Annotated in this window: 18 protein-coding genes and 1 pseudogene; 7 read left to right on the top strand and 12 right to left on the bottom strand. The window is 64.4% G+C overall.

The window, feature by feature from the left end; genetic code table 11:
- Positions 1 to 3: 3 nt before the first annotated feature.
- Both K289_RS0135765 and K289_RS0135760 read right to left on the bottom strand, forming a co-directional pair.
- Positions 4 to 1,914: an extracellular solute-binding protein gene (locus tag K289_RS0135765; protein WP_027555835.1), complete on the bottom strand. Its 1,911-nt coding sequence runs from the start codon at positions 1,912 to 1,914 to the stop codon at positions 4 to 6.
- A gap of 212 nt (positions 1,915 to 2,126) precedes the next feature.
- Entirely contained in the window at positions 2,127 to 2,678 is a 552-nt protein-coding gene (locus K289_RS0135760; protein WP_027555834.1) for a cytochrome c family protein, read from the bottom strand.
- A gap of 220 nt (positions 2,679 to 2,898) precedes the next feature.
- On the opposite strand from K289_RS0135760, the gene K289_RS0135755 reads away from it, so the two are divergent.
- Positions 2,899 to 3,639, top strand: coding sequence for a 3-deoxy-manno-octulosonate cytidylyltransferase (locus K289_RS0135755; protein ID WP_027555833.1), 741 nt, complete (start codon positions 2,899 to 2,901; stop codon positions 3,637 to 3,639).
- A gap of 21 nt (positions 3,640 to 3,660) precedes the next feature.
- Positions 3,661 to 4,518 carry a prephenate dehydratase gene (locus K289_RS0135750; protein ID WP_027555832.1) on the top strand — a complete coding sequence of 286 codons (858 nt, stop codon included), beginning with the start codon at positions 3,661 to 3,663 and terminating at the stop codon, positions 4,516 to 4,518.
- A gap of 167 nt (positions 4,519 to 4,685) precedes the next feature.
- On the opposite strand, the gene K289_RS0135745 is transcribed toward K289_RS0135750, so the two are convergent.
- Entirely contained in the window at positions 4,686 to 5,702 is a 1,017-nt protein-coding gene (locus K289_RS0135745) for an LLM class flavin-dependent oxidoreductase (protein ID WP_027555831.1), read from the bottom strand.
- A gap of 387 nt (positions 5,703 to 6,089) precedes the next feature.
- Between K289_RS0135745 and metF the strand changes: the two genes are divergently transcribed.
- The 3 genes from metF (at position 6,090) to K289_RS0135725 (ending at position 11,638) form a co-directional block, all read left to right on the top strand.
- Entirely contained in the window at positions 6,090 to 7,013 is a 924-nt protein-coding gene (metF, locus tag K289_RS0135740) for a methylenetetrahydrofolate reductase [NAD(P)H] (RefSeq protein WP_027555830.1), read from the top strand.
- A 6-nt stretch (positions 7,014 to 7,019) separates the two neighbouring features.
- Positions 7,020 to 10,877, top strand: a complete 3,858-nt coding sequence (gene metH / locus K289_RS0135735) for a methionine synthase (protein WP_027555829.1) — start codon at positions 7,020 to 7,022, stop codon at positions 10,875 to 10,877.
- A 344-nt stretch (positions 10,878 to 11,221) separates the two neighbouring features.
- Positions 11,222 to 11,638: a PaaI family thioesterase gene (locus K289_RS0135725; RefSeq protein WP_027555828.1), complete on the top strand. Its 417-nt coding sequence runs from the start codon at positions 11,222 to 11,224 to the stop codon at positions 11,636 to 11,638.
- 117 nt (positions 11,639 to 11,755) lie between these two features.
- Here the strand turns inward: K289_RS0135725 and K289_RS0135720 are convergent, their stop codons facing one another.
- Positions 11,756 to 12,640, bottom strand: a complete 885-nt coding sequence (locus tag K289_RS0135720; RefSeq protein WP_027555827.1) for a LysR family transcriptional regulator — start codon at positions 12,638 to 12,640, stop codon at positions 11,756 to 11,758.
- A gap of 120 nt (positions 12,641 to 12,760) precedes the next feature.
- Here K289_RS0135720 and K289_RS0135715 point away from each other — a divergent pair, with 120 nt between their 5' ends.
- Positions 12,761 to 13,396 (top strand): pyridoxamine 5'-phosphate oxidase family protein, encoded by a 636-nt coding sequence (locus K289_RS0135715; protein ID WP_027555826.1) that lies wholly within the window; start codon positions 12,761 to 12,763, stop codon positions 13,394 to 13,396.
- A 200-nt stretch (positions 13,397 to 13,596) separates the two neighbouring features.
- Here K289_RS0135715 and K289_RS0135710 read toward each other — a convergent pair whose 3' ends face one another.
- The 3 genes from K289_RS0135710 to K289_RS0135700 are packed head-to-tail and all read right to left on the bottom strand — an operon-like array spanning position 13,597 to position 17,141.
- Positions 13,597 to 14,328 carry an ABC transporter ATP-binding protein gene (locus K289_RS0135710; protein ID WP_027555825.1) on the bottom strand — a complete coding sequence of 244 codons (732 nt, stop codon included), beginning with the start codon at positions 14,326 to 14,328 and terminating at the stop codon, positions 13,597 to 13,599.
- Positions 14,325 to 16,094 (bottom strand): ATP-binding cassette domain-containing protein, encoded by a 1,770-nt coding sequence (locus K289_RS46295; protein WP_051311140.1) that lies wholly within the window; start codon positions 16,092 to 16,094, stop codon positions 14,325 to 14,327. The genes K289_RS0135710 and K289_RS46295 overlap by 4 nt, the downstream gene beginning before the upstream one ends.
- Before the next feature lie 6 nt (positions 16,095 to 16,100).
- Positions 16,101 to 17,141: a branched-chain amino acid ABC transporter permease gene (locus K289_RS0135700; protein WP_027555824.1), complete on the bottom strand. Its 1,041-nt coding sequence runs from the start codon at positions 17,139 to 17,141 to the stop codon at positions 16,101 to 16,103.
- Positions 17,142 to 17,319: 178 nt separating this feature from the next.
- Between K289_RS0135700 and K289_RS0135695 the strand changes: the two genes are divergently transcribed.
- Positions 17,320 to 17,841: a MarR family winged helix-turn-helix transcriptional regulator gene (locus K289_RS0135695; protein WP_027555823.1), complete on the top strand. Its 522-nt coding sequence runs from the start codon at positions 17,320 to 17,322 to the stop codon at positions 17,839 to 17,841.
- A gap of 218 nt (positions 17,842 to 18,059) precedes the next feature.
- Here K289_RS0135695 and K289_RS0135690 read toward each other — a convergent pair whose 3' ends face one another.
- The 5 genes and pseudogenes from K289_RS0135690 to K289_RS0135665 all read right to left on the bottom strand — a co-directional run.
- Positions 18,060 to 19,343, bottom strand: a complete 1,284-nt coding sequence (locus tag K289_RS0135690; RefSeq protein WP_027555822.1) for a glycerate kinase — start codon at positions 19,341 to 19,343, stop codon at positions 18,060 to 18,062.
- A 202-nt stretch (positions 19,344 to 19,545) separates the two neighbouring features.
- Positions 19,546 to 20,775, bottom strand: coding sequence for an ABC transporter substrate-binding protein (locus K289_RS0135685; protein ID WP_027555821.1), 1,230 nt, complete (start codon positions 20,773 to 20,775; stop codon positions 19,546 to 19,548).
- Between the two features lie 264 nt (positions 20,776 to 21,039).
- Positions 21,040 to 22,266, bottom strand: coding sequence for an ABC transporter substrate-binding protein (locus tag K289_RS0135675; RefSeq protein WP_027555820.1), 1,227 nt, complete (start codon positions 22,264 to 22,266; stop codon positions 21,040 to 21,042).
- A 118-nt stretch (positions 22,267 to 22,384) separates the two neighbouring features.
- Entirely contained in the window at positions 22,385 to 23,635 is a 1,251-nt protein-coding gene (locus tag K289_RS0135670; protein ID WP_035687051.1) for an ABC transporter substrate-binding protein, read from the bottom strand.
- A gap of 9 nt (positions 23,636 to 23,644) precedes the next feature.
- Positions 23,645 to 24,126 (bottom strand): annotated as a pseudogene (locus K289_RS0135665) (branched-chain amino acid ABC transporter permease); the annotation flags it as partial.

Genomic DNA, 24,126 nt, shown 5'->3' with positions numbered 1-24,126 from the left:
TCCTCAAGAGCGTTTTCCGTTGCGGGCGGCCTTCTCGGCATCCCACCACCACAGCGTCGGCAAGCCGGACCGGCCAAATTTCGGCAGCGGCTCGGCATGGCTGAAGCGATCCCAGCGGGCGTAGCGCGAGAAGCCGTAGGTGAATTGCGGCACGAGGTAGAAATTCCACAGCAGCACGCGATCGAGCGCGCGGGTCGCGGCGACCAGCTCGCCGCGATTCCTGGCGTAGATCACCTTCTCGATCAGCGCGTCGACCGCGGGATTCTTGATGCCGATGGTGTTGCGCGCGCCCGGCATGTCGGCGGCCTGCGAGCCCCAGAACTCGCGCTGCTCGTTTCCGGGCGACAGCGACTCGCCCCACTGGTCGATGATCATGTCGAAGTCGAAGCTGCGCAACCGGTTCTGGTATTGCGCGTCGTCGACGACGCGGATCGAGGCGCCGACGCCGATGCGCTCCAGCGACGGCTTGTAGAACAGCGCAATGCGCTCCGACGAAGGGTCCTGCACCAGGATCTCGACCGTGAGCGGCTTGCCGGAGGCATCGACCAGCTTGTGGTCCCGCACCTCGAACCCGGCCTCCTTCAAAAGCTTTGCCGCCTCGCGCAGGTTGGCGCGCACGGCTTCCGGATTGCCACCGACGGGATTCTGATAGGCCGTGGTGAAGACCTCCGGAGGCACCTTGTCCTTCACCGTCTCGAGGATCTGCAGCTCCTGCCCTTCCGGCAGGCCGGAGGAAGCGAGCTCCGAGCCTTCGAAATAGCTGTTGATGCGCTTGTACTGACCGTAGAAGAGCTGCTTGTTCATCTCCTCGAAGTCGAAGGCGTAGTTGAAGGCCCGGCGCAGCCGCGCATCCCTGAACTGAGGCCGCCGGATGTTGAAGACGAAGGCCTGCATGCGGCCGGAATCGTTGATCGGAAACTCTTCCTTGATCACCCGCTTCTCGGCCACCGCCGGGAAGTCGTAGGCGGTTGCCCACTGCTTGGCGGAATTTTCCGCGATCCAGTCGGCCTGGTCGGCCTTGAACGCTTCCAGCGCGACGAGGTTGTCACGGAAGAACTCGAAACGCAGCTCGTCGAAATTGTTGGTGCCGATCTGACTCGGGACGTTGGCGCCCCAATAATCCTTGACGCGTTCGAGCTTGATCGAGCGCCCGGCGACGAATTCCTTGATCTTGTAGGGGCCGGAGCCGAGCGGCGGCTCGAGCGTGGTCACGCTGATGTCGCGCTTGCGCCCCTGCGAATCGGTGCCTTCCCACCAGTGCTTCGGCAGCACGGTCAGCTCGCCGACGATGGTCGGCAATTCGCGATTGCCCGGCGCGTCGAAGGTGAACTTGACGTCGCGCTCGCCGACCTTCTCCGCCTTCGCGACGTGACGATAATAGGACGCGTACATCGGTGACTGCTTCTTCAGCGTCTCCAGCGAGAAGATCACATCCTCCGGCGTCACCGGCTTGCCGTCATGCCAGCGGGCTTCCTTGCGCAGGCGATAGGTCACCCAGGAATAATCGTCCGGATGCTGGGCGACCTCGGCGAGTTCGCCATATTCGGTGGCGACCTCGTCCTGCGCGCGGGTCATCAGGGTTTCGTAGATCAGCGCCGCGGCCGGCGCGAGCGAGCCTTTGATGCCGGCGACCGCAATGTTGAAATTGTCGAAGGTGCCGAGCGAGATCAGGCGCGCGACGCCGCCCTTCGGCGCATCGGGATTGACGTAGTCGAAGCGCTTGAAATCGGCGGGGTACTTGATGTCGCCGAACAGCGACAGCGCATGGCGCCAGGGCAGAGCACTTGAAGGCAGCTCACCAGCCGATTGCGCCCCGGCCGCACCGATGACGGGAACACCCGCAAGGGAACCGAGGGCGGGAATCGCCGCGGCCGCGGCGCTGATGAGCAAAAGATCGCGTCGGGTAATGGCCAAATCAACATCCCTGTCTGGAAGGAGGGTCCCTCTTTAAGGTCCCAATATACGGCAAGGTTTCGACCGAATATGTTGCTTTTTCCTCATCTTGGAAGCCCTCCCGGGCGGTATCCTGCGGCGAAACGCCCCGATAAACATGCCGCGAGCCCCCCGATATGGAAACGGCCAGGCTTTGGGCCTGGCCGCATATCCAAGATCGATGCCGAGAAGCCTTACTTCGACGCGGTCGGCAGCGGCTTCGGGTTGTCGGAGAGGCTGTTCAGATAGGCGATGACGTCGGCGCGCTCGCTATCCTTTGGAATGCCGGCGAAGCCCATCGCGGTGCCGGGGATGTCGGCCTTCGGATTGGCGATGAACTTGTTCAGCTCGTCGATGGTCCAGGTGCCGCCCTTGGCCTTCATCGCCGCCGAGAAGTTGAAGCCGTTGCGGCCTTCGCCGCGGTGGTCGTCAACGATGCCGAACAGGTTCGGGCCGACGCGGTTCGGGCCACCCTTCTCGAAGGTGTGGCAGGCCGCGCACTTCTTGGCGGCGGCCGCGCCCTTCTCGACGGAGGCGGTCTGGAGCAGCTTTTCGATCGGCTCGGACGGCGCAGCGGCCGCGCCGCCACCCTTGTCGCCGGCCTCTTCCTTCACGGCGATTTCGAAACCCGGCTTTGCCGGCATCTTGGGCGTGAACACCGCCTGGGCGGCGAAGCTCGTCACCAGCAGAAGGAGACAGGTGCCGAGCACGGCACCGAGGATCTTATTGAGTTCGAAGGAGTCCATTTCCGGCCAGGCCCCACACCGCAAGAATGACACGGCGGCCCCAAACGGCCGCCAGGACGAGCCTCGGGAGAATCAATCGTTCCTTTTTATCCCCCCGAGTTTCCGATTGAGATATCGGTTTGCCCGGGGTCTGGCAACCCGTATAAACGGCTCCGCTTTCACCCCATCCCCACCCCATTTCTCGGCGCGGAAAACGCCCCGTTTCCAGGCCCTTGAACCGATGACCGATCCCCGCATCCTGGTGTTGATCCCGGCCCGCATGGCGGCCACCCGCCTGCCCGGCAAGCCGCTGGCCGATATCGCCGGAATGCCGATGATCGTGCACGTGCTGCGGCGGGCCGAAGCCGCCGGGATCGGCCGGGTGGCGGTTGCAACCGACACGGAGGAAATCGCCTCCATCGTGACCGCCCATGGCGGCGAGGCCGTGATGACCCGCCCCACACACCCCTCCGGCTCCGACCGCATCCACGAGGCGATGCAGAAGCTCGATCCAGAGGGGGAAGCCGAGATCGTGATCAATCTGCAGGGCGATTTCCCGACGATTGCGCCCGAGAGCATCCGCGAGGTGCTGCCGCCTTTCACTGACCCCGCGGTCGACATCGTGACGCTGGCCTCAGAGATCCACACCGAAGAGGAACACCTCGCCCCAAGCGTCGTGAAGGCCGTCGGCTCCCACATCGGTCCGCGACGCATGCGAGCGCTCTATTTTACCCGCGCCACCGCCCCCTACGGCGACGGACCGCGCTACCACCATATCGGCCTCTACGCCTATCGCCGCGCCGCGCTGGAACGGTTCGTATCGCTGCCGCGCTCCCCCCTGGAAGTTCAGGAAAGTCTGGAGCAGCTCCGGGCTCTCGAGGCCGGCATGCGGATCGACATCGTGATCGTCGACAGCGTGCCTCGCGGCGTGGACACGCCGCCGGACCTCGAAACCGCCCGCAGCATCCTTTCCAAATCCTGAGCCGCTGTTAGAAGACCAGTTATGAGCAAGCTGAAAATCGCGTTCCAGGGCGAGCCTGGGGCCAATTCCCACATCGCCATCGTCGAGGCCTATCCCGACGCCGAGCCGATGCCCTGCGCGACCTTCGAGGACGCGCTGTCGGCGATTTCGTCGGGCGAAGCCGATCTCGGCATGATCCCGATCGAGAATTCGGTGGCGGGGCGCGTCGCCGACATCCATCACCTCCTGCCGGCCTCCGGCCTGTTCATCATCGGCGAATGGTTCCTGCCGGTCCGCCACCAGCTGATGGCGGTGAAGGGGACCAAGCTCGAAGACATCAAGAGCGTCGAGAGCCATGTCCATGCGCTCGGCCAGTGCCGGCGCGTCATCCGCAAGCTCGGCATCAGGCCGATCGTGGCCGCCGACACCGCCGGCAGCGCCCGCGACATCTCCGAGCGCAAGGACAAGAGCGTTGCCGCGATCGCCTCGCGCCTGGCCGCTGAGATCTACGGCCTCGACATCCTCGCCGAGGACATCGAGGACGAGGCGCACAACACCACGCGCTTCGTCGTGCTGGCGCGCGAGCCGAAATGGGCCGCGCAAGGGTCCGGCCCGCTGGTCACCACTTTTGTATTCCGGGTGCGCAACCTGCCGGCCGCGCTCTACAAGGCGCTCGGCGGCTTTGCCACCAACGGCGTCAACATGACCAAGCTCGAAAGCTACATGGTCGACGGCAATTTCTTCGCCACGCAGTTCTATGCCGACGTCGACGGCCATCCCGACGATAGGGGCCTCGCCTTCGCGCTGGAGGAGCTGAAATTCTTCTCGCGCGAATTCCGCATCGTCGGCGTGTATCCGGGAAATCCGTTCCGGGCGACGTTCAGCGAGAAGATGGAGTGATGTGCCACCCTCCCCTGGAGGGGGAGGGTCGGCTCACATTGAGCGCAGCGAAATGTGAGACGGGGCGGGGTGACGGTCGCTCCGCAACGAACACTGCCCGAGTGGAGAGATCACCCCACCCCGCTCGCGCTGCGCGCGATCGACCCTCCCCTCCAGGGGAGGGTAAGCTAAACCGCCTGCTTCCCCAGCCCGAACGCATCCGCCAGCAGCGAATACGACTTCTTCCGTGCGTCGTGGTCATAGACCGCGGTGATCACCATCAGCTCGTCCGGCTTGCTGGCGTCGATCAGCGGCTTCAGCTTGTGCTGGACGGTTGCGGGATTGCCGACGAACAGGCGCGAGCGGTTACGGGCGATCGAGGCGCGATCGGCGTCCGTATAGGGATAGGCCAGCGCTTCCTCGACGCTCGGTAGCGGCAGATATTGACCGCGATCACGCCGCAAACGGTTGAGGTCGAAGGAGGTGGCGAGTTTCTCGGCCTCTTCATCGGTGTCCGCCGTGATGACGGCGACCGCAAGGATCGCATGCGGCGTCGGGCGCCAGGCCGAGGGCTGGAAACGGTTACGGTAATGCACCATCGCGTCGATCGCATCATGCGACGCGAAGTGGTGGGCGAAGGCGAAGCCCATGCCGACCTGCGCGGCCAATTCCGAGGAATAGTCGCTGGAGCCGAGCAGCCAGATCGGCGGCAGGTGGGTGTCGTCGGGCATCGCGACGACGTTGTTGTAGGGATGACCTGAGGGGAATTCGCGGGTCTCCCACAGGATCAATTCGTGCAGCCGTTCCAGGAAATCGTCGCCCTCGCGCCGGTCGAGCCGGCTGCGCAGGGCGTAGGCCGTGGCACCGTCGGTGCCGGGGGCGCGGCCGAGGCCGAGATCGATGCGCCCGGGGAACAGCGCCTCCAGCATCTTGAAGCGTTCGGCGACCACCAGCGGCGCGTGGTTGGGCAGCATCACACCGCCGGAGCCGACGCGGATGTGTTTTGTCACCGCAGCGATCTGCCCGATCATGACGTCGGGCGCCGGGCTGGCGACGGACGCGAGGTTATGGTGCTCGGCAAGCCAGCAGCGGACGTAGCCGAGCCCATCGACATGGCGCGCCAGATCAATGCTGTTGCGCAGCGCTACAGCAGGTTTTGTGCCCGTGGTGACGACGGACAGGTCGAGAACGGAAAGCGGCATCATGGCCGGGTGAAAGTAGTGCGCTGCGCAGAGGCGGCAATGGCCCGTTGCAGCAGAGCTGAATTGTGCGGGTCGCGAGACGGGGATGTCCGGTCGAAGGGCTGGTGGGATTTAGGTAAGCAACATCACCCAACTTTCAAACTGCCCACCCTTTTCGCTCGAGCTGATTCGCCCTGTAAATACAATCATCATATTGATTTACAATGCATTTATTTTATACAACCACTGTCCCACTGAAAATCAAATCAGGCACTAAAGTACGCTATATTATGCATACAGTGGGCCATTTCCCATCCACGATGGGCTGTCGAGTGACACTCGTTTGGCTTATCTTGCAGCCTTCCAACCAAACCTGCCGCAGTTGCGAAGAGATCTGGAGTGAGTGGGGCCATGACCGAGCCGACGACGACTGTCCAGGATAATGGGCAAAATGGGCACCTCGCCAAGCGGCCGGCGATCTCCTTCGAGTTCTTTCCGCCCAAGACCGAGGAGATGGAGCGCAATCTCTGGGAGACCATCAACCGCCTGGCCCCGCTCGAGCCGAAATTCGTCTCGGTGACCTATGGCGCCGGCGGCTCCACCCGTGAGCGCACCCACGCCACCATTTCGCGCATCCTCAAGGAGACCTCGCTGCTGCCGGCCGCGCACCTGACTTGCGTCGGCGCTTCCCGCGGCGAGATCGACGAGATCGTCGACCGCTACCACGAGGTCGGCGTCCGCCACATCGTGGCCTTGCGCGGCGATCCGCCCGGCGGCATCGGCACGCCCTACTCCACCCATCCCGATGGTTACCAGAGCTCGCCCGAGCTCATCGCCGGCATCAAGAAGCGGCATGCCGACATCGAGGTATCGGTCTCGGCATACCCTGAGAAGCACCCCGAGGCGCGCGATTTCGACGCCGATATCGACACGCTGAAGGCCAAGGTCGATGCGGGTGCGACCCGCGCCATCACGCAGGTCTTCTTCGATAACGATCTCTACTTCCGCTATCTCGATCGCGTGCGCGCCCGTGGCATCGATATCCCGATCGTGCCCGGCATCATGCCCATGCACAATTTCAAGCAGGCCCGCAATTTCGTCACCCGCGCCGGCACCAGCGTGCCGGACTGGCTCGCGGAGAAGTTCGACGGCCTCGACGATGATCCCGATACAAGGAAGCTCGTTGCCGCGACGGTTGCCGCCGGACAAGTCCACAAACTGGCAAAACACGGCGTCGACACCTTCCATTTCTACACCATGAACCGCGCCGATCTCGTGTTCGCGATCAGCCATTTGCTCGGCATTCGCGCCAAGAGCGCCCAGAAGGCTGCGTAGGATCAGATGACCGTACCCACTTCGCCCAAACGTAACGCCCTGCTCGCCGCCGCCCGCGAGCGCATCCTCGTCCTCGACGGCGCCATGGGCACGATGATCCAGGGCCTGCAGTTCGACGAAGCCGCCTTCCGCGGCGAGCGCTTCAAGGATTTTCACCGCGACCTCCGCGGCAACAACGACCTGTTGATCCTGACCCAGCCGCAGGCGATCGAGGATATCCACGCCGCTTACCTGCGCGCCGGCGCCGACATCGTCGCCACCAACACGTTCTCGACCACCTCGATCGCGCAGGCCGATTACGACCTCACCGACATCGTCTATGAGATGGCGCGTGAAGGCGCCCGCCTCGCGGGTAACGCCGCAAGGCGCGTGGCCGCCGAAGACGGCAAGCCGCGTTTCGTTGCCGGCGCCATCGGCCCGACCAACCGCACCGCCTCGATCTCGCCCGACGTTGCCAATCCCGGCTACCGTGCCGTCACCTTCGACGATTTGCGCGAATCCTATGGCGAGCAGATCAGGGGCCTGATCGACGGCGGCGTCGACCTCTTGCTGGTCGAGACCATCTTCGACACGCTGAACGCCAAGGCGGCGCTCTATGCGATCGCCGAGATCACGGAAGAACGCGGTATCGACGTGCCCGTGATGGTGTCCGGCACCATCACCGACAAGTCCGGCCGCCTGCTCTCCGGGCAAATGCCGGAAGCATTCTGGAATTCGGTGCGGCACGCCAAGCCCGTCACCATCGGCTTCAACTGCGCGCTCGGCGCGGAAGACCTGCGTGCGCATATCGCCGATATCGGCCGCGTCGCGGGCACGCTTGTTTGTGCTTATCCCAATGCCGGCCTGCCCAACGAGTTCGGCCAGTACGACGAGACCCCGGACTACATGGCCCGCCTGATCGGCGAGTTCGCGCGCGACGGCCTCGTCAACATCGTCGGCGGCTGCTGCGGCACCACGCCGGATCATATCGCGGCGATTGCCGCCGCGGTGGCCCCGCACAAGCCGCGCATCGTGCCCGAGATCGCACCGCGCTTGAGGCTCTCCGGCCTCGAGCCGTTCGCGCTCACGGACGCGATCCCGTTCGTCAATGTCGGCGAGCGCACCAACGTCACGGGCTCGGCCCGCTTCCGCAAGCTGATCACCGCCGGCGACTACACGGCCGCGCTGCAGGTCGCGCGCGACCAGGTCGAGAACGGCGCGCAGATCATCGACGTCAACATGGACGAGGGCCTGCTCGACTCCGAAGCCGCGATGGTGACCTTCCTCAATCTCGTCGCCGCCGAGCCCGACATCGCCCGCGTGCCCGTGATGGTCGATTCCTCGAAATTCTCGGTGATCGAGGCCGGCCTGAAATGCGTGCAGGGCAAGCCGGTCGTCAACTCGATCTCGATGAAGGAAGGTGAGGAGAAGTTCATTCACGAAGCGAAAGTTGCGCGGCGCCATGGCGCGGCTGTCGTCGTGATGGCTTTCGACGAGACCGGCCAGGCCGATACGTTCGCGCGCAAGACGGAGATCTGCAAACGCGCCTACGACATTCTGGTGCACCGCGTCGGCTTCCCGCCGGAAGACATCATCTTCGATCCGAATATTTTCGCGATCGCGACCGGCATCGAGGAACACAACAATTACGGCGTCGACTTCATCGAGGCGACGCGCTGGATCCGCCAGAACCTGCCCGGTGCGCATATCTCGGGAGGCGTCTCCAACCTGTCCTTCTCGTTCCGCGGCAACGAGCCGGTGCGCGAGGCCATGCACTCGGTGTTCCTGTATCATGCCATCAAGGCCGGCATGGACATGGGCATCGTCAATGCCGGGCAGATGATCGTCTATGACGACATCGATCCGGAGCTGCGCCAGACCTGCGAGGACGTCGTTCTCAACCGCGATCCCGGCGCGTCCGAGCGCCTCCTGGCACTGGCGGAAAAATTCCGCGGCAAGAAGACCGAGAGCAAGGAAGCGGATCTGACCTGGCGCGAATGGCCGGTGGAGAAACGGCTCTCCCACGCGCTGGTGCACGGCATCACCGAATTCATCGAGCAGGATACCGAGGAGGCGCGCGCCGCCTCGTCGCGGCCGCTCGACGTCATCGAGGGACCGCTGATGGCCGGCATGAACGTGGTCGGCGACCTCTTCGGCGACGGCAAGATGTTCCTGCCGCAGGTGGTCAAATCCGCGCGCGTGATGAAGCAGGCGGTCGCCTATCTCATGCCGTTCATGGAAGAGGAGAAGGCGCGCAACCTCGCCAGCGGCATCGGCGGCGCCGCCAATTCGTCGGCCGGCAAGATCGTGCTCGCCACCGTCAAGGGCGACGTCCACGACATCGGCAAGAACATCGTCGGCATCGTGCTCCAGTGCAACAATTATGAGGTCATCGACCTCGGGGTGATGGTGCCGGCCGCCAAGATCGTCGAGACCGTGAAGGCGGAGAAGGCCGACATCGTCGGCCTGTCCGGCCTGATCACGCCCTCGCTCGACGAGATGGCGTTCTTTGCCGGCGAATTGCAGCGCGAAGGCTTGAAGCTGCCGCTGCTGATCGGCGGCGCCACCACGAGCCGCGTGCATACGGCGGTGAAGATCGACCCGAGCTACCGGGCAGGTCCGGTGGTGCATGTCAACGACGCCAGCCGCGCCGTCGGCGTCGCCTCCTCCCTGCTCTCGCCCGAGAAGCGCGCGTCTTACGCCGCCGAGGTGCGCGCCGAATACGCCAAGATCTCCGAGGCGCATCTGCGCGCGCAGGCCGACAAGAAGCGCCTGAAGCTGGCCGATGCCCGCGCCAACCGCGTGCCGATCGATTTTGCCGCATCGAAGCCGGTGAAGCCGACCTTCCTCGGCACCAAGACGTTCGACGACTACGACCTCGCCGAGCTCGTCGACTGCATCGACTGGACGCCGTTCTTCCAGACCTGGGAGCTTGCGGGCCGTTTCCCCGCCATCCTCGACGACGCCAAGGTCGGCGAGGTCGCGCGTTCGCTCTATGACGATGCGCGCAAGATGCTCGACACCATCGTCAAGGAAAAATGGTTCCGGGCGCGCGCGACGATCGGCTTCTGGCCGGCGAATGCGCAGGGCGACGACATCGTGCTCTACGCCGACGAGGGCCGGACCAAGACGATTGCGACGCTGCACACGCTGCGCCAGCAGCTCGAGAAGCGCGAGGGCCGCTTCAATGCGGCGCTCTCCGACTTCATCGCACCTGTTGGCAGCGTCCCCGATTATGTCGGCGGCTTCGTCGTCACCGCCGGCATCGGCGAGGACGCGGTTGCCGACCGCTTCAAGAAGGCCAATGACGACTATTCCTCGATCCTCTGCAAGGCGCTCGCCGATCGCCTGGCCGAAGCCTTTGCCGAGCGCATGCATGCCCGCGTGCGGCGCGAGTTCTGGGCCTATGCTCCGGACGAGGCGCTGTCCAACGACGAGCTGATCCTGGAGAAGTACCAGGGCATCCGTCCCGCTCCCGGCTACCCCGCGCAGCCGGATCACACCGAGAAGGCGACGCTGTTCGCACTGCTCGACGCCGAGAACACGGCCGGCGTGAAGCTGACCGAGAGCTTTGCGATGTGGCCGGGACCTTCCGTGTCCGGGCTCTATTTCGCGAACCCCGAGAGCTATTATTTCGGCGTCGGCAAGATCGAGCGCGATCAGGTCGAGGATTACGCCGCGCGCAAGGGCATGGAGGTCGCCGAGGTCGAACGCTGGCTCGCGCCGGTGTTGAACTACATTCCGGCGCAGCAGAATGCGGCCAGGACCTCATTCGCGGCGACGCCCGCGAACGACGTGTCTTCGGACGATCTCGCCTCGCATCCTCCGGGCTGCACCTGCGCCGTCCACCTCGTGTGGCAGAAGAAGCGCGCGGGCGCGGGATAGGTCATCCTTCTCGCCATTGCCCTCACTTGCATGGCGACCGCATATGCGCTGGCTCTCGGGGCGCTGATGCTTCGCATCGTTATGGCCGGGCTTGTCCCGGCCATCCACGCCTTGCCATGCGGCACAAAGAACGTGGATGCCCGGGACAAGCCCGGGCATGACGACCTCCTGCATCGCAGTTGCGATTGCCCTGCCCTCGCTTCGGAGTGATGACCGCCTTGGCAACGCGCCGGTCATCGCATTTCAAACGACCGTGCAAATTCCGTTTCAAACTTTGTAGGCGGTGAAACCGTCATCGAGATCGCGTTCAATGGAGCCTGACGCCTCCAGCACGCGAGCCGAACATGACCACCGACATCCCCGAAGGTTTTGAACCGCATTTCCGCAAGAGCCCGCTCACCGAGCCCTGGGAGCCGCTCTACGCCAAGAAGACCGACAAGGCCGTGATCATCGGCCTCCGGCTGGCAAGGCCGCACACCAATGGGCGCGGCCTGATCCATGGCGGGCTGATCGCGGCTCTGGCCGACAACGCCATGGGCTATAGCTGCGCGCAGGCGACGAACTGGACCACCACGTTCGTCACGATCTCGCTGTCGGTCGATTTCGTCGGCGCGGCCGAGATCGGACAATGGCTTTCGATCGAGAGCGACGTGATCAAGACCGGCAGCACGATCTGCTTCGCGCAAAGCCTGATCAAGGCCGACGACACCGTGATCGCGCGCGCCAGCGGCACGTTCCGCGTGGTGCCGAAGAAGGGGTAGGCCGGCTCTCTCCGTCGTCATGCCCGGGCTTGACCCGGGCATCCACGTCTTTGGCACCGCATGCCACGAAACGCGTGGATGGCCGGGACAAGCCCGGCCATGACGGAGAGGGTCAAGCTACCCAAACCTCCACGCCGTCGTCTCCACGACGAGATCGATGAACGCGCGCACCTTGGCCGAGAGCAGCCGCGAGGTCGGATAGATGATGTGGATCGGCAGGGCCGGCTGCTCGTACTTCGCCAGCACGATTTTCAGCCGCCCGCGCTTCAGGCCTTCGGCGGCCTGGTAGGCCAGCACGCGTGTCACGCCGCCGCCTGCCTCGGCATATTGCAAGGCGGCGTCGGCGCTGTTGCTGATGAAGCGCGGGTGAGGTGCAACCTCGATGTCGCGGCCGTCGCGCAGGAAGCGCCATTCGGACGCGGGACCGAACTGGATGGTCTGGTGCGAGGCGAGCGCCTCCGGCGTCTTCGGCTCGCCATGGCGCTTGAAATACGCAGGCGCTCCGACCACGATCCGCCGCATCTCGCCGACCTGGCGCGCCACCAGCGAGGAATCGGCGAGATGGCCGATCCGCACCGCGGCGTCGACGGCGTCTTCCACGAGGTTGACCAGATTGTCCGACAGCCGCAGCTCGCAGGCGACGTCGGGATAGCGCTTGAGATAGTCCGCCATCACCGGCCCGACATGCAGCCGGCCGAAACCGACCGGCGCCGACACCACGAGCCGTCCGCTCGGCCGGTTGCGCTCTTCCCGCGCGGAGCCGTCGGCCTCCTCGACATCGGCGAGGATGCGCCGCGCACGCTCCAGGTAGCGAGTGCCGACGTCGGTCAGCGTCACCTGCCGCGTGGTCCTCTGCAACAGCCGCGCGCCGAGATGCTCCTCCAGCGCTGCGATCTGCCGGGTCACCGCCGAGGGCGACAGCCGCAGCTTGCGCGCAGCGGGCGCGAAGCCGCTGAGATCCGCGACGGCGACGAAGACCTGCATGGCGTCGAGACGGTCCATCCTATTATTGCATATATCGCAACGATGAAGTGTCAAGCGGGCTGATTGTTTTAGCCGACAGAAGGTCCACTTTAGTCCCTGGAAGACGCGAAATGGGTGGGAATTTCAGGAGATGTTCCGATGACTGCAGCAGCCCGCACCTATGCCAGCGACGTGGCCTTCACGCCGGCGGTGAAAACGATCCAGACTCGAAAGGGTTCGCGCGAGGCCTATGCCCGCGCCGAGCAGCGCGGCTGGCGCACCGAGGTCGACGAGAACTTGGCGGCGTTCCTGGCCGATGCCAACAGCTTCTATCTCGCCACCGCCTCGGCGGATGGCCAGCCCTACATCCAGCACCGCGGCGGGGCGAAGGGCTTTCTCAAGGTGCTGGACAAGCAGACGCTCGCCTTCGCCGACTACGCCGGCAACCAGCAGTTCCTCACTCAAGGCAACCTGTCGGAGAATCCCAAGGCCTACATCTTCGTGATGGATTACGCCCACCGCCGCCGGGTGAAGATCTGGGGCGAGGCCCGCGTGGTCGAGGACGACGACGCGCTGACGCAATCGCTGATGCCGAAGGGTTACCGCGCACGGCCCGAACAGGTGATCGTGTTCAAGATCGCAGCGTGGGACACGAACTGCCCACAGCATATTCCGCAGAAGTTCGATGCAGCGGATGTGGCGGCGGCGCTGGCGGCGAGGGATCAGCGGATCGCGGAGCTGGAAGCGGAGGTGGCGGCGCTGAAGGGGACCGCGGCGGCGACTGGAGTCTCTTGACGAACCGCTCCGTTACCTCCCCTGGAGGGGTCCGAGACGAGCGTAGCTCGCTCGTGGGTCGCGACGCATGTAGCGAAGCGGAATGCGTAGCGGGGTAGGGTGACGGTGCTTCCGCATCGAACTCTGCCCGAGCGGAGAGATCACCCCACCCCGCTCGCGCTTCGCGCGATCGACCCTCCCCCTCCAGGGAAGGGTGGCAGTCACAACACGCTCGTGCCTTCGTGCTGGAAGCCGAGATAGCTTGCGGCGACGCGTTCGTTGGCGGCGATGTCGGTGGCTTTGCCGCTGAGCACGAACTCGCCGAGCTCCATCACATAGGCATGGTCCGCGATCTTCAGCGCGGCCTGCGCATTCTGCTCGACCAGCAGCACCGACACGCCGCTGGCGCGCAGCTCGGTGACGATGCGGAAGATGTCGGCGACGATGATCGGGGCAAGGCCAAGGCTCGGCTCGTCCAGCATCAGGAGTTTCGGCTCACCCATCAGCGCGCGGCCCATGGCGAGCATCTGCTGCTCGCCGCCGGACAAGGTGCCGGCGAGCTGCTTGCGCCGCTCCTTCAGCCGTGGAAACAGCGTATAGACTCGCTCGATCGAAGCCTTCGCCCGGCTCTTCTCGATGCGGAAGGCACCTAATTCGAGGTTGTCCTCGACATTCATGGTCACGAACAGTTCGCGGTGCTCCGGCACGAGGCCAAGGCCGATCGCGACGCGGTCCTCGATGTCGAGCCGCGCCAGATCCTGGCCGGCAAAGGCAACACGTCCCTTCAGCGGCAGGACGCCCATGATGGCGGAGAGCAGCGTGGTCTTGCCGGCGCCGTTGGCGCCGACGATAGTGACGATCTCGTTCGCGCCGACCTCGAGCGAGACCGAGCGCACGGCCTCGACCTTGCCGTAGGCGACATGCGCGTCGGTGACGGACAACAGCGCGCTCATGCCGCCACTCCGAGATAGGCCTTGATCACTTCGGGATTGGTCTTGATCGTGGCGGGCGTGCCCTCCGCGATCTTGGTGCCGAAGTCGAGCACCACGATGCGGTCGGCGAGATTCATGACAAAGCCCATGTCGTGCTCGACCAGCAGCACGCTCATGCCGCCGTCGCGCAATTCGCGCAGGAGCGCGGCAAGCCGCTGCTTCTCCATGTGGCGGAGGCCCGCGGCCGGCTCGTCGAGCAGGAGCAGCATCGGATCGACGCACAAGGCGCGCGCGATCTCGACGATGCGCTGTTGTCCCAGCGACAGCGAGCCTGCGAGCTGATGCATCTGGTCGGCGAGCCCGACCCGCTCGATCTGGCGCGCGGCTTCGGCCAGCAGCTTCGCCTCGTCAGTGCGGTCGAGCCGCAGCATCGAGGAAACGGGGCCGGAATGGCCGCGCAGATGCGCGCCGATCGCGACGTTCTCGAGCACCGTCATGTCGGGCACCAGCTTGACGTGCTGGAAGGTGCGGGAGATGCCGAGCTTGACGATCTCCTGTGGCGGCGCCCTGTCGACCTTCCTGCCGAGCACGGAGATCGAGCCGGAAGTGGCCGACAGCACGCCGGTGATGAGGTTGAACGTCGTGCTCTTCCCCGCGCCGTTCGGCCCGATCAGGGCGACGATCTCGCGGGCCTGGACGTCGAACGAGACGTTGTTGACGGCGATCACGCCGCCAAATTGCTTACGCGCCTTCTCGACCTGGAGCAGCACGCCGGCCTCGCCGGAGGCACGCACGCGTGCCGGCAAGGTCAGCGACGTGTCCGGCTTTCTGCCATTGGCCTTCTGCGGCAGGAACGACATCAGCCACGGCCAGACGCCGCCGGGGGCGAGCTGGAGCAGCACGACCAGCATGATGCCGAACACGATGGTCTCGACCTGTCCGGCCCCAGGCAGGATCAGCGGCAGATAGCTCTGCAGCACCTCTTTCAGTATCACGACGATTGCCGCGCCGAGCACGCCACCCCAGACATAGCCGGCGCCGCCGACCACGGCGATGAAGAGATACTCGATGCCGGCCTGCGCGCCGAACGGCGTCGGATTCACCGCGCGCTGCATGTGCGCATAGAGCCAGCCCGAAAGACCGGCGAGCATCGCCGCGTGGATGAAGACCAGGAGCTTTGCGCGCGGCGTGTGCACGCCGAAGGCCTCCGCGGCGACATGGCCGCGCCGAAGCGCGCGGATGGCGCGGCCGGTGCGGGAGTCCAGGAGGTTCATGGTGAGCAGCGCGGAGAGGATGACCGCGACCCAGACCGCATAATAGATCGAGCCGGGATCGAGCATCTTGAACGAGCCGATCGACAGCGGCGGGATCGCCGATATGCCGTCGTTGCGCCCCAGGAATTCCAGCTTACTGAAGAGGTAGAACAGCCCGAGCCCCCAGGCGAGCGTGCCGAGCGGCAGGTAGTGGCCGGAGAGGCGGACCGTGATCAGGCCGAGCAGCACCGCGAGCAAGCCGCTGACCAGCAGCGACAATGGCAGGGTCAGCCACGGCGACAGGCCGTAGGCCGTCGACAGCACCGCCGTGGTGTAGGCGCCGAAGCCGACGAAAGCCGCCTGCCCGAACGAGGTGAGGCCGCCGACGCCGGTGAGCAGCACGAGGCCCATCGCGACCAGCGCCGCGAGGCCGATATTGTCGAGCAGCACGATCCAGAACGGCGGCACGCCGGGAATGAACGGGATCGCCGCCATGAGAAGCGCGAAGAAAAGGATAGGAAGCCGGGTCTGCATCGCGCGTCAGTCCTTCTCTTCCTCGACCGCGGGAGCTGCGAGCGAGCGCAGCAGCAGCACCGGGATCAAGAGCATGAAGACGATGACCTCCTTGTAATTGCTCGCATAGAAGGACGAGAACGCCTCGACGATGCCGACCACGAGGGCCGCGCCAGCCGTGAGCGGATAGCTGACGAGGCCGCCGATGATCGCAGCGACGAAGCCTTTGAGGCCGATCAGGAAGCCGCTGTCGTAATAGAGCGTCGTGATCGGGACGATGAGTATGCCGGAGAGCGCGCCGATGACGGAGGCCAGCAGGAAGGCGATCTGTCCCGACAGCGTGGTGCGGATGCCGACGAGCCGCGCACCGAGCCGGTTGACGGCGGTCGCGCGCAGCGCCTTGCCGTAGAGCGTCAGGCCGAAGAACAGCCACAGGCCGACGATGAAGGCGATGGTAATGCCGTAGACCGTGATGCTCTGGCCGGTGAAGCGCAGCGAGCCCGCGGTGAACGCGGCGGACAGCACGGCAGGTCCGCGCTGGCCTTCGGCGCCGAAGAACAGAAGCCCCAGGCCCTGGAGTGCGAGGTGGACGCCGACGGAGGCGATCAGCAGCACCAGCACGGAGGTATGGGCGAGCGGCTGGAACACGATGCGATAGAGCGACAGGCCGATCAGCGCGACGATCACCAGCGAGAGCGCCATTGCGACCGCGACCGGCGGCTTCTGGCCGGCGAAGTAGAGCGTGACCGCCAGCACGATGCCCGGCAGCACGATGTTGGTGAGGAAGGTCCGTGCGATCAGCCGCCCATGCAGCGACTTGCGCGCGACAACGAGGTCGAGGACGAAGGCGACGAACCCCATGGCAAGCGCGAGCCTGGCCGTGCCCGGCATCTGGCCCGAGGCGAGCGAGGCATAGGTCAGCGCGCCATACGTGACGAACTCGCCCTGCGGGATCAGAATGACGCGGGTGACGGCGAACACCAGCACCAGCGCCAATCCGAGCAGCGCATAGATCGCGCCATTGGTGATGCCGTCCTGCAGCAGGAACAGCATTATGGTGGTGTTCAAGACCGGACGCTCCCCCTAAAGATCCGGACCCGGCCCCCCGATTCCGGTGGACGGTCCGCTCACAGCCATTGAAAAACGCTGACGATATTTGATATGGTTCATAACAATTATCAAATATAATCTCAAGGGCGACACACGACCCACCCCCGAATTTTAGCGGGATTGCGAGCACGAGGCGATGACCGTTTCAAAAACCGCTGAAAAATCGGCTGAAAAGGCTGCGGAGGCGACCAAGGGCCGCAAGGACCCGCCCGAGGCCCTCGCCGAGGCCCTTCAGCTCGGCGAGCTCTCCGAGCAGCTCGGCTACGTGTTGAAGCGCGCCCAGCTCAAGGTGTTCGAGAACTTCCTGCGCTGCGTCGCCTCGCTGCAGCTGACCCCGGCCCAGTTCTCCGTGCTGCTGCTGGTCGAGAGGAATCCGGGGCGCAATCAGACCGAGATCGCCTCCACCCTCGGCATCCTCCGCCCGAACTTCGTGGCCATGCTCGACAATCTCGAGAGCCGCGACCTCTGCGCGCGGATCCGCTCGACCAACGACCGCCGCTCGCACATCCTTGTGCTGACCGACAAGGGCAAGGCTGTGCTGGCCCGCGCCAAGAAGCTGGTCGCGAGCAAGCATGAGGCCCGGCTGAACGACCTGCTCGGGACCGCCAATCGCGAGGCCCTGATCGCGATGCTCTCGAAGATCGCCAACGAGTTTTGAAGCGGCGGTCCTGTCCGGCCGGCGGACAAGCAGGCTTGTGGCAAGCGCGATCCCCATTCTCAGCTGTCATCGCCCGACATGATCGGGGCGATCCAGTATTCCAGAGGCCGCAGTGGATACGGAGAGGCCGCGGCGTACTGGATTCCCCGCCTTCGCGGGGCATGACAGCTCCATCGGGGTTAGACTGGCCCGGCCATGACGGTGGAGAGGCCGGAACTTCAATCCACCAAAATCACGCGGATGTCGTTGACGTTGGTCAGCGTGGGGCCCGGCAGCAAGAGGTCGCCGGTGGCCTCAAAGAATGCTGAGGCATCGTTGTTGGCGAGATAGGCCTGCGGCTCAAGGCCCAGCGCTTTCATTTTCGCGAACGTCGCCGCATCGATCAGAGCGCCGGCCGGATCAGTGGGGTTACCGGCGCCGCCATCGGCGCCGTCGGTGTCGCCGGCCAGCGCCGCGATGCCGGTCGTGTCCTTCAGGAGATCGGCAAGCGCCAGCGCGTATTCCTGGTTCGGCCCGCCGCGCCCGTTGCCGCGCACGGTCACCGTGAGCTCGCCGCCGGAGAGGATCGCGACGCGCTTGCCGGCCGCGCGGGCCTGCAGCGCGAGCTTGGCGTGATCGGCCGCGACCTCGCGCGCCTCGCCCTCGAGATCGGCGCCGAGATCGATCGTCTCATAGCCCGCCTCTTTCGCGAGCTTCACCGCGGCGTCGAGCGATTGCTTCGGACGCGCGATCAGCCCGAAATGCGCGCGCGCGAAGGCGGCATCGCCCGGCTTGCAGCTTTCATTGCCGGCATCGTCGAGCGCGCGGCGCACGGCGTCGTCGATCACAAGTCCATACTTCGCCACGATGGCGCGCGCATCCGCGAGCGTGGTCGGGTCCGGCACCGTGGGACCGGATGCAATCGCGGAGGGATCGTCATGCGGCACGTCGGAGATCGCGAGCGTGACGATCTCGGCGGCATTCCTGCCGGCGCGCGCAAGCCGGCCGCCCTTGATGCGAGAGAGATGCTTGCGCACCGTGTTCATCTCGCCGATCGGCGCGCCCGAGCGCAGCAGCGCCTTGTTGACCGCCTGCTTCTGCGCGAAGCTGATCCCCTCCACCGGCGCGATCCAGTTCGCCGAGCCGCCGCCAGTGAGCAGCACCAGCAGGAGATCGTCGGGCCCGGCTTGCGCTGCGAGTGCGAGCGTATCGGCGGCGCCCTTCAGGCCGGCCTCGTCGGGCACGGGATGGCCTGCCTCGACCACACGAATGCGACGCGTCGGCACGCCATAGCCGTGGCGGGTGGTGGCGATGCCGACCAGCCGCTCCGATGCAAGATTGAGCTCGTCGAGATAATGCCGCTCCGCGGCCGCGGCCATCGCGCCTGCGCCCTTGCCGGCGGCAAGGCAGATCACACGTCCCTTGGGGACGGGCCGCAGATGCGGCGCCAGCACCACGTCGGGATGGGCCGCGGCAACAGCAGCATCGTAGAGCGCGCGGAGAAGAGGACGTCGGTCGGTCATTGGCGAGGCCTTCGCGGAGTGGAGTGACCGGCGAGCGCGCGTGCCGCTCGCCATAGTACCTGCCTAGCGCATCGGGCGGGAAAGGGTAAGCAGGCTTTGCAATCATTCGATTGTGCAATCGCGTGATGATAATCCGCGCAGAAATCGAAAGCCCCCTGCGATAGTCCCGCAGGGGGCTTCTGCCGTCGCGCCGTTCGGAGGGTCAGCCGCCGACGTCGGCGCTGATCACGTCGCCGAACAGCTCCCACCGCTCACCCTTGAACTTCTCGAGCCGGAGCTGGCTGATCGGCGCGAAGTCGGTCGCAGACGTGTTGATCTGAACGCCGGGTAGCAGCGCTTCGGTGCGGAAGTCCTTCAGGCTGGCGGCCTGCTTCATGACGTTCTCGCGCGTGAGATTGTCGCCGCACTGCTTCAAGACCTGCACCAGCGTCTGCGCCACGGCGTAGCCGACGATCGTGCCCTTATCGAGCTTGTCGCCCTCGGGGAAATATTTGGTCATGAAGGCCAGAAAATCCTTCATGCCGGGATCGTTGGCCCATTCCGGATCCGAGACGTCCTTCAGATAGTCGGCGGAGATGATGTCCTGGCCGTTCTCGAAGCCGGCGGGCTTCATCACGCTGCCGACCGAGGCCGAGACGTTGTTGAGGAAGTGTAGCGGCTTCCAGCCGATCTCGGCGTTCTTCTTGATCGCCTGCGCCGCGAACTTCGGCGTCGTGATGTTCATGAAGACGTCGGCGCCGGTCGACTTCAGCTTGACGATATGGTTGTCGATGGTCGGCTCGGAGGTCTCATAGCTCTCCTCCGCGACGATCATCGACGAGGCCTTGGAGCCGAGGCCGTCCTTCAGACCCTTCAGATAGTCCTTGCCGTAATCGTCGTTCTGGTAGAGCACGGCGATCTTGGCATCCGGCTTGTTCTTGAGCAGCCACTTCGCATAGATCTGCGTCTCGCTCTGATAGTTGGGCTGCCAGCCCATGGTCCAGGGGAAGTTCTGCGGGTCGTTCCACTTGGTGGCGCCCGTCGCAACGAAGAGCTGCGGCACCTTCTTCGAGTTCATGTATTTGTGGATCGCCGAGTTCGGCGGCGTGCCGAGCGAGTTGAAGATGAACAGCACTTCGTCGCTCTCGACCAGCTTGCGCGCCTGCTCCACCGTCTTCGGCGGCGAATAGGCATCGTCGTAGCTGATGTAGTTGATCTTGCGGCCGTTGATGCCGCCTTCGTCGTTGATCTTCTTGAAATAGGCGGCCTCGGTGCGGCCGATGATGCCGTACGCGGAAGCCGGTCCGCTGTAGGGCATGATGTTGCCGATCTTGATCTCGGTATCGGTCGCGCCGGTATCGTATTTCTTCTGCGCCGATGCGGTGGAGGCCGAGGCCGCAATGAGCGCAAGCGCCAGTGACGCGGCCGCAAGTTTGCCGGTGACAGCGGGCATTCCTATCTCCCTATTTTCTTGGTGTGTGTGCGTTCCTTTTCTTGTCTCGAGCCTTTTTGGCAACGCTGCCGCAATTCAATACGATTTGGTTGACGCCTTCAAGAAAAAGCCCCTGCGACGACGCCGCAGGGGCTGCTCCTTTAGTAGTCACCGGCGATGGTCAACCCGCCGCGGAAGCCCGGTTGCAACTGCGAGAAGACGCCGCGGTCAAAGCGGCTGTCCTGAGTTGCCAGATACCGCGAGATCGATTTTGAGTTGCGCGCCCTAGTGGCTCAATTCGCTGGAGATGACGTCGCCGAACAGCTCCCACGCCTTGCCCTTGAACCGCATCATCTGGAGCTGCTCGATCGGGGCAAAATTGTCCGGCGCAGTGTTGATCTTGATGCCGGGCAGGAGCGTGTCGGGCTCGAAATCCTTCAGGCTCGCCGCCTGCTTCATGATGTTCTCGCGCGTCAGGTCGTCGCCGCACATCTGCAGCACTTTCACCATGGTCTGTGCCGCGCCATAGCCGAACACGACGCCCGCATCGAGCTTGTTCGCCTTCGGGGCAAACTTTGCGAGGAAGTTGTAGAACCTCTTCATGCCCTCATCGCCGTTCCACTGCGGGTCGGAGCCGTCCTTGGCGTAGGCTGCCGACAGAATGCCCTGCGAGATCTCGAGACCCGCCGGCTCGAGCACGCCGCCAACCGACGCCGAGACGTTGGAAATGATGTGCATCGGATGCCAGTTGGTCTCGGCCGCCTTCTTGATCGCCTGCGCCGCGAATTTCGGCGTGGTGATACTGATGAGGACGTCGGCGCCCGCAGCCTTCAGCTTGACGACGTGCTCGTCGACCGCCGGCTCCGACGTGTCGTAGGCCTCCTCCAGCACGATCATCGATGCCTTGGCGCCGAGGCCGTCGTGCAGCCCCTTCAGATAGTCCTTGCCGAAATCATCGTTCTGGTAGAGCACGCCGATCTTCGCGTCCGGCTTCTCCTTCATGATGTACTTGGCGTAGATGCGCGCTTCGCTCACGTAGCTCGGCTGCCATCCCATGGTCCAGGGATATTGCTTGGGATCGTTCCATTTGGAGGCGCCGCTCGCCACGAACAATTGCGGCACCTGCTTCTCGTTCATGTATTTGCGGATGGCGCCGTTGGTGGAGGTGCCGAGCGAGCCGAAGATCAGCAGCACACCGTCGCTCTCGACCAGCTTGCGCGCCTGCTCCACCGTCTTCGGCGGCGAGTAGGCATCGTCGTAGGAGATGAACTTGATCTTGCGGCCGTTGATGCCGCCCTCGGCGTTGATCTTGTCGAAATAGGCCTGCTCGGTCCTGCCGATCACGGCATAGGCCGAGGCCGGGCCGCTATAGGGCATGATATTGCCGATCTTGATCTCGGTATCGGAAGCGCCGCTATCGTATTTCTTTTGCGCCAGAGCCGGGCTGCTCATCGCAGTGCACAACGCGACCACGGCCGAAACGGCCGCAACCTGAAAACGTACGGCAGTCATTGTTCTCCCACCCCGGTTGGATCGGCGTCGCATTGAACAAGATTGGGGCCTGACGTCAACAAAAAGCCCCCGCGATCGCTCGCGGGGGCTCGTGAAGGCCGAACGTTGCGTCAGCGCCTTAATCGGATGCGACGTCGCCGCTGATGATCTCGCCGAAGAGTTCCCACTTCTCGCCCTTGAAGCGCTGCATCTGGAGCTGGGAAATCGGCGCGAAATCGGTCGCGCTGGTGTTGATCTTGACGCCGGGCAGGAGGGTGTCCGGCGCGAAATCCTTCAAGGAAGCTGCCTGCTTCATGAGGTTGGCGCGGGTCAGATCGTCACCGCACATTTCCAGGACCTTGGCCAGCGTCTGCGCCGCGCCATAGCCGTAGACCATGCCGGTGTCGGTCTTGTCGGCGCCCGGCATGTACTTGTCGACGAACTCGTTCCACTTCTTCATGCCGGGGTCGTTGTTCCACTGCGGGTCGGTGGAATCCTTGGCATAGGCCGCCGACAGCACGCCCTGCCCATTCTCGAAGCCGGCCGGCTTCATGACGCTGCCGACCGAGATCGACACGTTGGTGAGGATCTGGAGCGGCTTCCAGCCAAGCTCGGCGGTCTTCTTGATGGTCTGGGCAGCGAACTTCGGCGTCGCATAGATCAGCAGCACGTCGGGATTGGCGGCCTTGATCTTGACGATGTGACCGTCGACCGACGGCTCGGAGACCTCATAGCTCTCTTCCATCATGATCATGGACGAGGCCTTGGCACCGAGTCCGTCCTTGGTGCCCTTGAGGTAGTCTTTGCCGAAATCGTCGTTCTGATAGAGGATCGCGATCTTGGCGTCAGGCTTCTCCTTCATCAGCCATTTCGCGTAGATCTGCGCCTCGCTCTGGTACGAGGGCTGCCAGCCCATGGTCCAGGGGAAGTTCTTCGGATCGTTCCACTTGGTGGCGCCGGTCGCGACGAAGAGCTGCGGGATCTTCTTGGCGTTCAGGTATTTCTGGATCGCGGTGTTCGACGGCGTGCCGAGCGGATTGTAGACGGCCAGCACCTCGTCGCTCTCGACGAGCTTGCGCACCTGCTCGACGGCCTTCGGCGGCGAATAGGCGTCGTCATAGGTGATGAAATTGATCTTGCGGCCGTTGATGCCGCCCTTGTCGTTGATCATCTTGAAATAGGCTTCTTCGGTCTTGCCGATGATGCCATAGGCCGACGCCGGACCGCTGTACGGCATGATGTTGCCGATCTTGATCTCAGTGTCGGTCGCGCCGGTATCGTATTTCTTTTGGGCGAGTGCTGCGCCGGAGGTGAGAGTCATGACCGCCGTTGCCGTGACCAGCGCGGCGGTTCGTAGTGTTCGTCCAGGAAGCAATTTGGTCTCCTTCATTGAGTATCTTCAGTTCTTTCTGAGCTTGCCGGCGAGCTGCTGGCCTATGATCGCGACCTGCCTTGCGCCGTGCGGCACGAGGTAGATGACGAGGAACAGGAGCACGCCGAACACGGCGCCGGAGAGGCCCTTGGAGATGCCCTCGGCGAGGTTCGGCACGAAGATGATGAAGGCGGCGCCGACGATCGAGCCTGGCAGCCAGCCGACGCCGCCGACGACCATGCCGAGGAACAGCTGGATGGCGAGCGTGATGGTGAAGCTGTCCGGTGCCACGAACTGCACCGCGATCGCGCTGAGGCCGCCGGCGACGCCGGTGATGCCGGCGGAGACGCCGAAGGCGAGGGTCTTGTAGAGCGCGACGTTGACGCCCATCGCGGAGGCGGCGATCTCGTTGTCGCGGATCGCCATGAAGGCGCGGCCCGAGCGGGAGCGCAACAGGTTCACCGAGAACAGGTAGATCGCCAGCGTGACGACCAGCGTGAAGTAGTAGA

The sequence above is a fragment of the Bradyrhizobium sp. Cp5.3 genome (assembly GCF_000426265.1).
In the GTDB taxonomy this organism is placed as follows: domain Bacteria; phylum Pseudomonadota; class Alphaproteobacteria; order Rhizobiales; family Xanthobacteraceae; genus Bradyrhizobium; species Bradyrhizobium neotropicale.
The sequence above is the reverse complement of the archived record's forward strand: the minus strand, read 5'-3'. Positions and strand labels throughout refer to the sequence as shown.

What these genes read in the sequence shown, in the direction of transcription:
- metH (WP_027555829.1), top strand. Translation starts at nt 7,020, where the DNA reads ATGACCGTACCCACTTCGCCCAAACGTAACGCCCTGCTCGCCGCCGCC.
- K289_RS0135725 (WP_027555828.1), top strand. Translation starts at nt 11,222, where the DNA reads ATGACCACCGACATCCCCGAAGGTTTTGAACCGCATTTCCGCAAGAGC.
- K289_RS0135685 (WP_027555821.1), bottom strand. Translation starts at nt 20,775, where the DNA reads ATGCCCGCTGTCACCGGCAAACTTGCGGCCGCGTCACTGGCGCTTGCG.
- metF (WP_027555830.1), top strand. Translation starts at nt 6,090, where the DNA reads ATGACCGAGCCGACGACGACTGTCCAGGATAATGGGCAAAATGGGCAC.
- K289_RS0135720 (WP_027555827.1), bottom strand. Translation starts at nt 12,640, where the DNA reads ATGGACCGTCTCGACGCCATGCAGGTCTTCGTCGCCGTCGCGGATCTC.
- K289_RS0135750 (WP_027555832.1), top strand. Translation starts at nt 3,661, where the DNA reads ATGAGCAAGCTGAAAATCGCGTTCCAGGGCGAGCCTGGGGCCAATTCC.
- K289_RS0135675 (WP_027555820.1), bottom strand. Translation starts at nt 22,266, where the DNA reads ATGACTGCCGTACGTTTTCAGGTTGCGGCCGTTTCGGCCGTGGTCGCG.
- K289_RS0135715 (WP_027555826.1), top strand. Translation starts at nt 12,761, where the DNA reads ATGACTGCAGCAGCCCGCACCTATGCCAGCGACGTGGCCTTCACGCCG.
- K289_RS46295 (WP_051311140.1), bottom strand. Translation starts at nt 16,094, where the DNA reads ATGCAGACCCGGCTTCCTATCCTTTTCTTCGCGCTTCTCATGGCGGCG.
- K289_RS0135760 (WP_027555834.1), bottom strand. Translation starts at nt 2,678, where the DNA reads ATGGACTCCTTCGAACTCAATAAGATCCTCGGTGCCGTGCTCGGCACC.
- K289_RS0135695 (WP_027555823.1), top strand. Translation starts at nt 17,320, where the DNA reads ATGACCGTTTCAAAAACCGCTGAAAAATCGGCTGAAAAGGCTGCGGAG.
- K289_RS0135755 (WP_027555833.1), top strand. Translation starts at nt 2,899, where the DNA reads ATGACCGATCCCCGCATCCTGGTGTTGATCCCGGCCCGCATGGCGGCC.
- K289_RS0135710 (WP_027555825.1), bottom strand. Translation starts at nt 14,328, where the DNA reads ATGAGCGCGCTGTTGTCCGTCACCGACGCGCATGTCGCCTACGGCAAG.
- K289_RS0135670 (WP_035687051.1), bottom strand. Translation starts at nt 23,635, where the DNA reads ATGAAGGAGACCAAATTGCTTCCTGGACGAACACTACGAACCGCCGCG.
- K289_RS0135745 (WP_027555831.1), bottom strand. Translation starts at nt 5,702, where the DNA reads ATGATGCCGCTTTCCGTTCTCGACCTGTCCGTCGTCACCACGGGCACA.
- K289_RS0135690 (WP_027555822.1), bottom strand. Translation starts at nt 19,343, where the DNA reads ATGACCGACCGACGTCCTCTTCTCCGCGCGCTCTACGATGCTGCTGTT.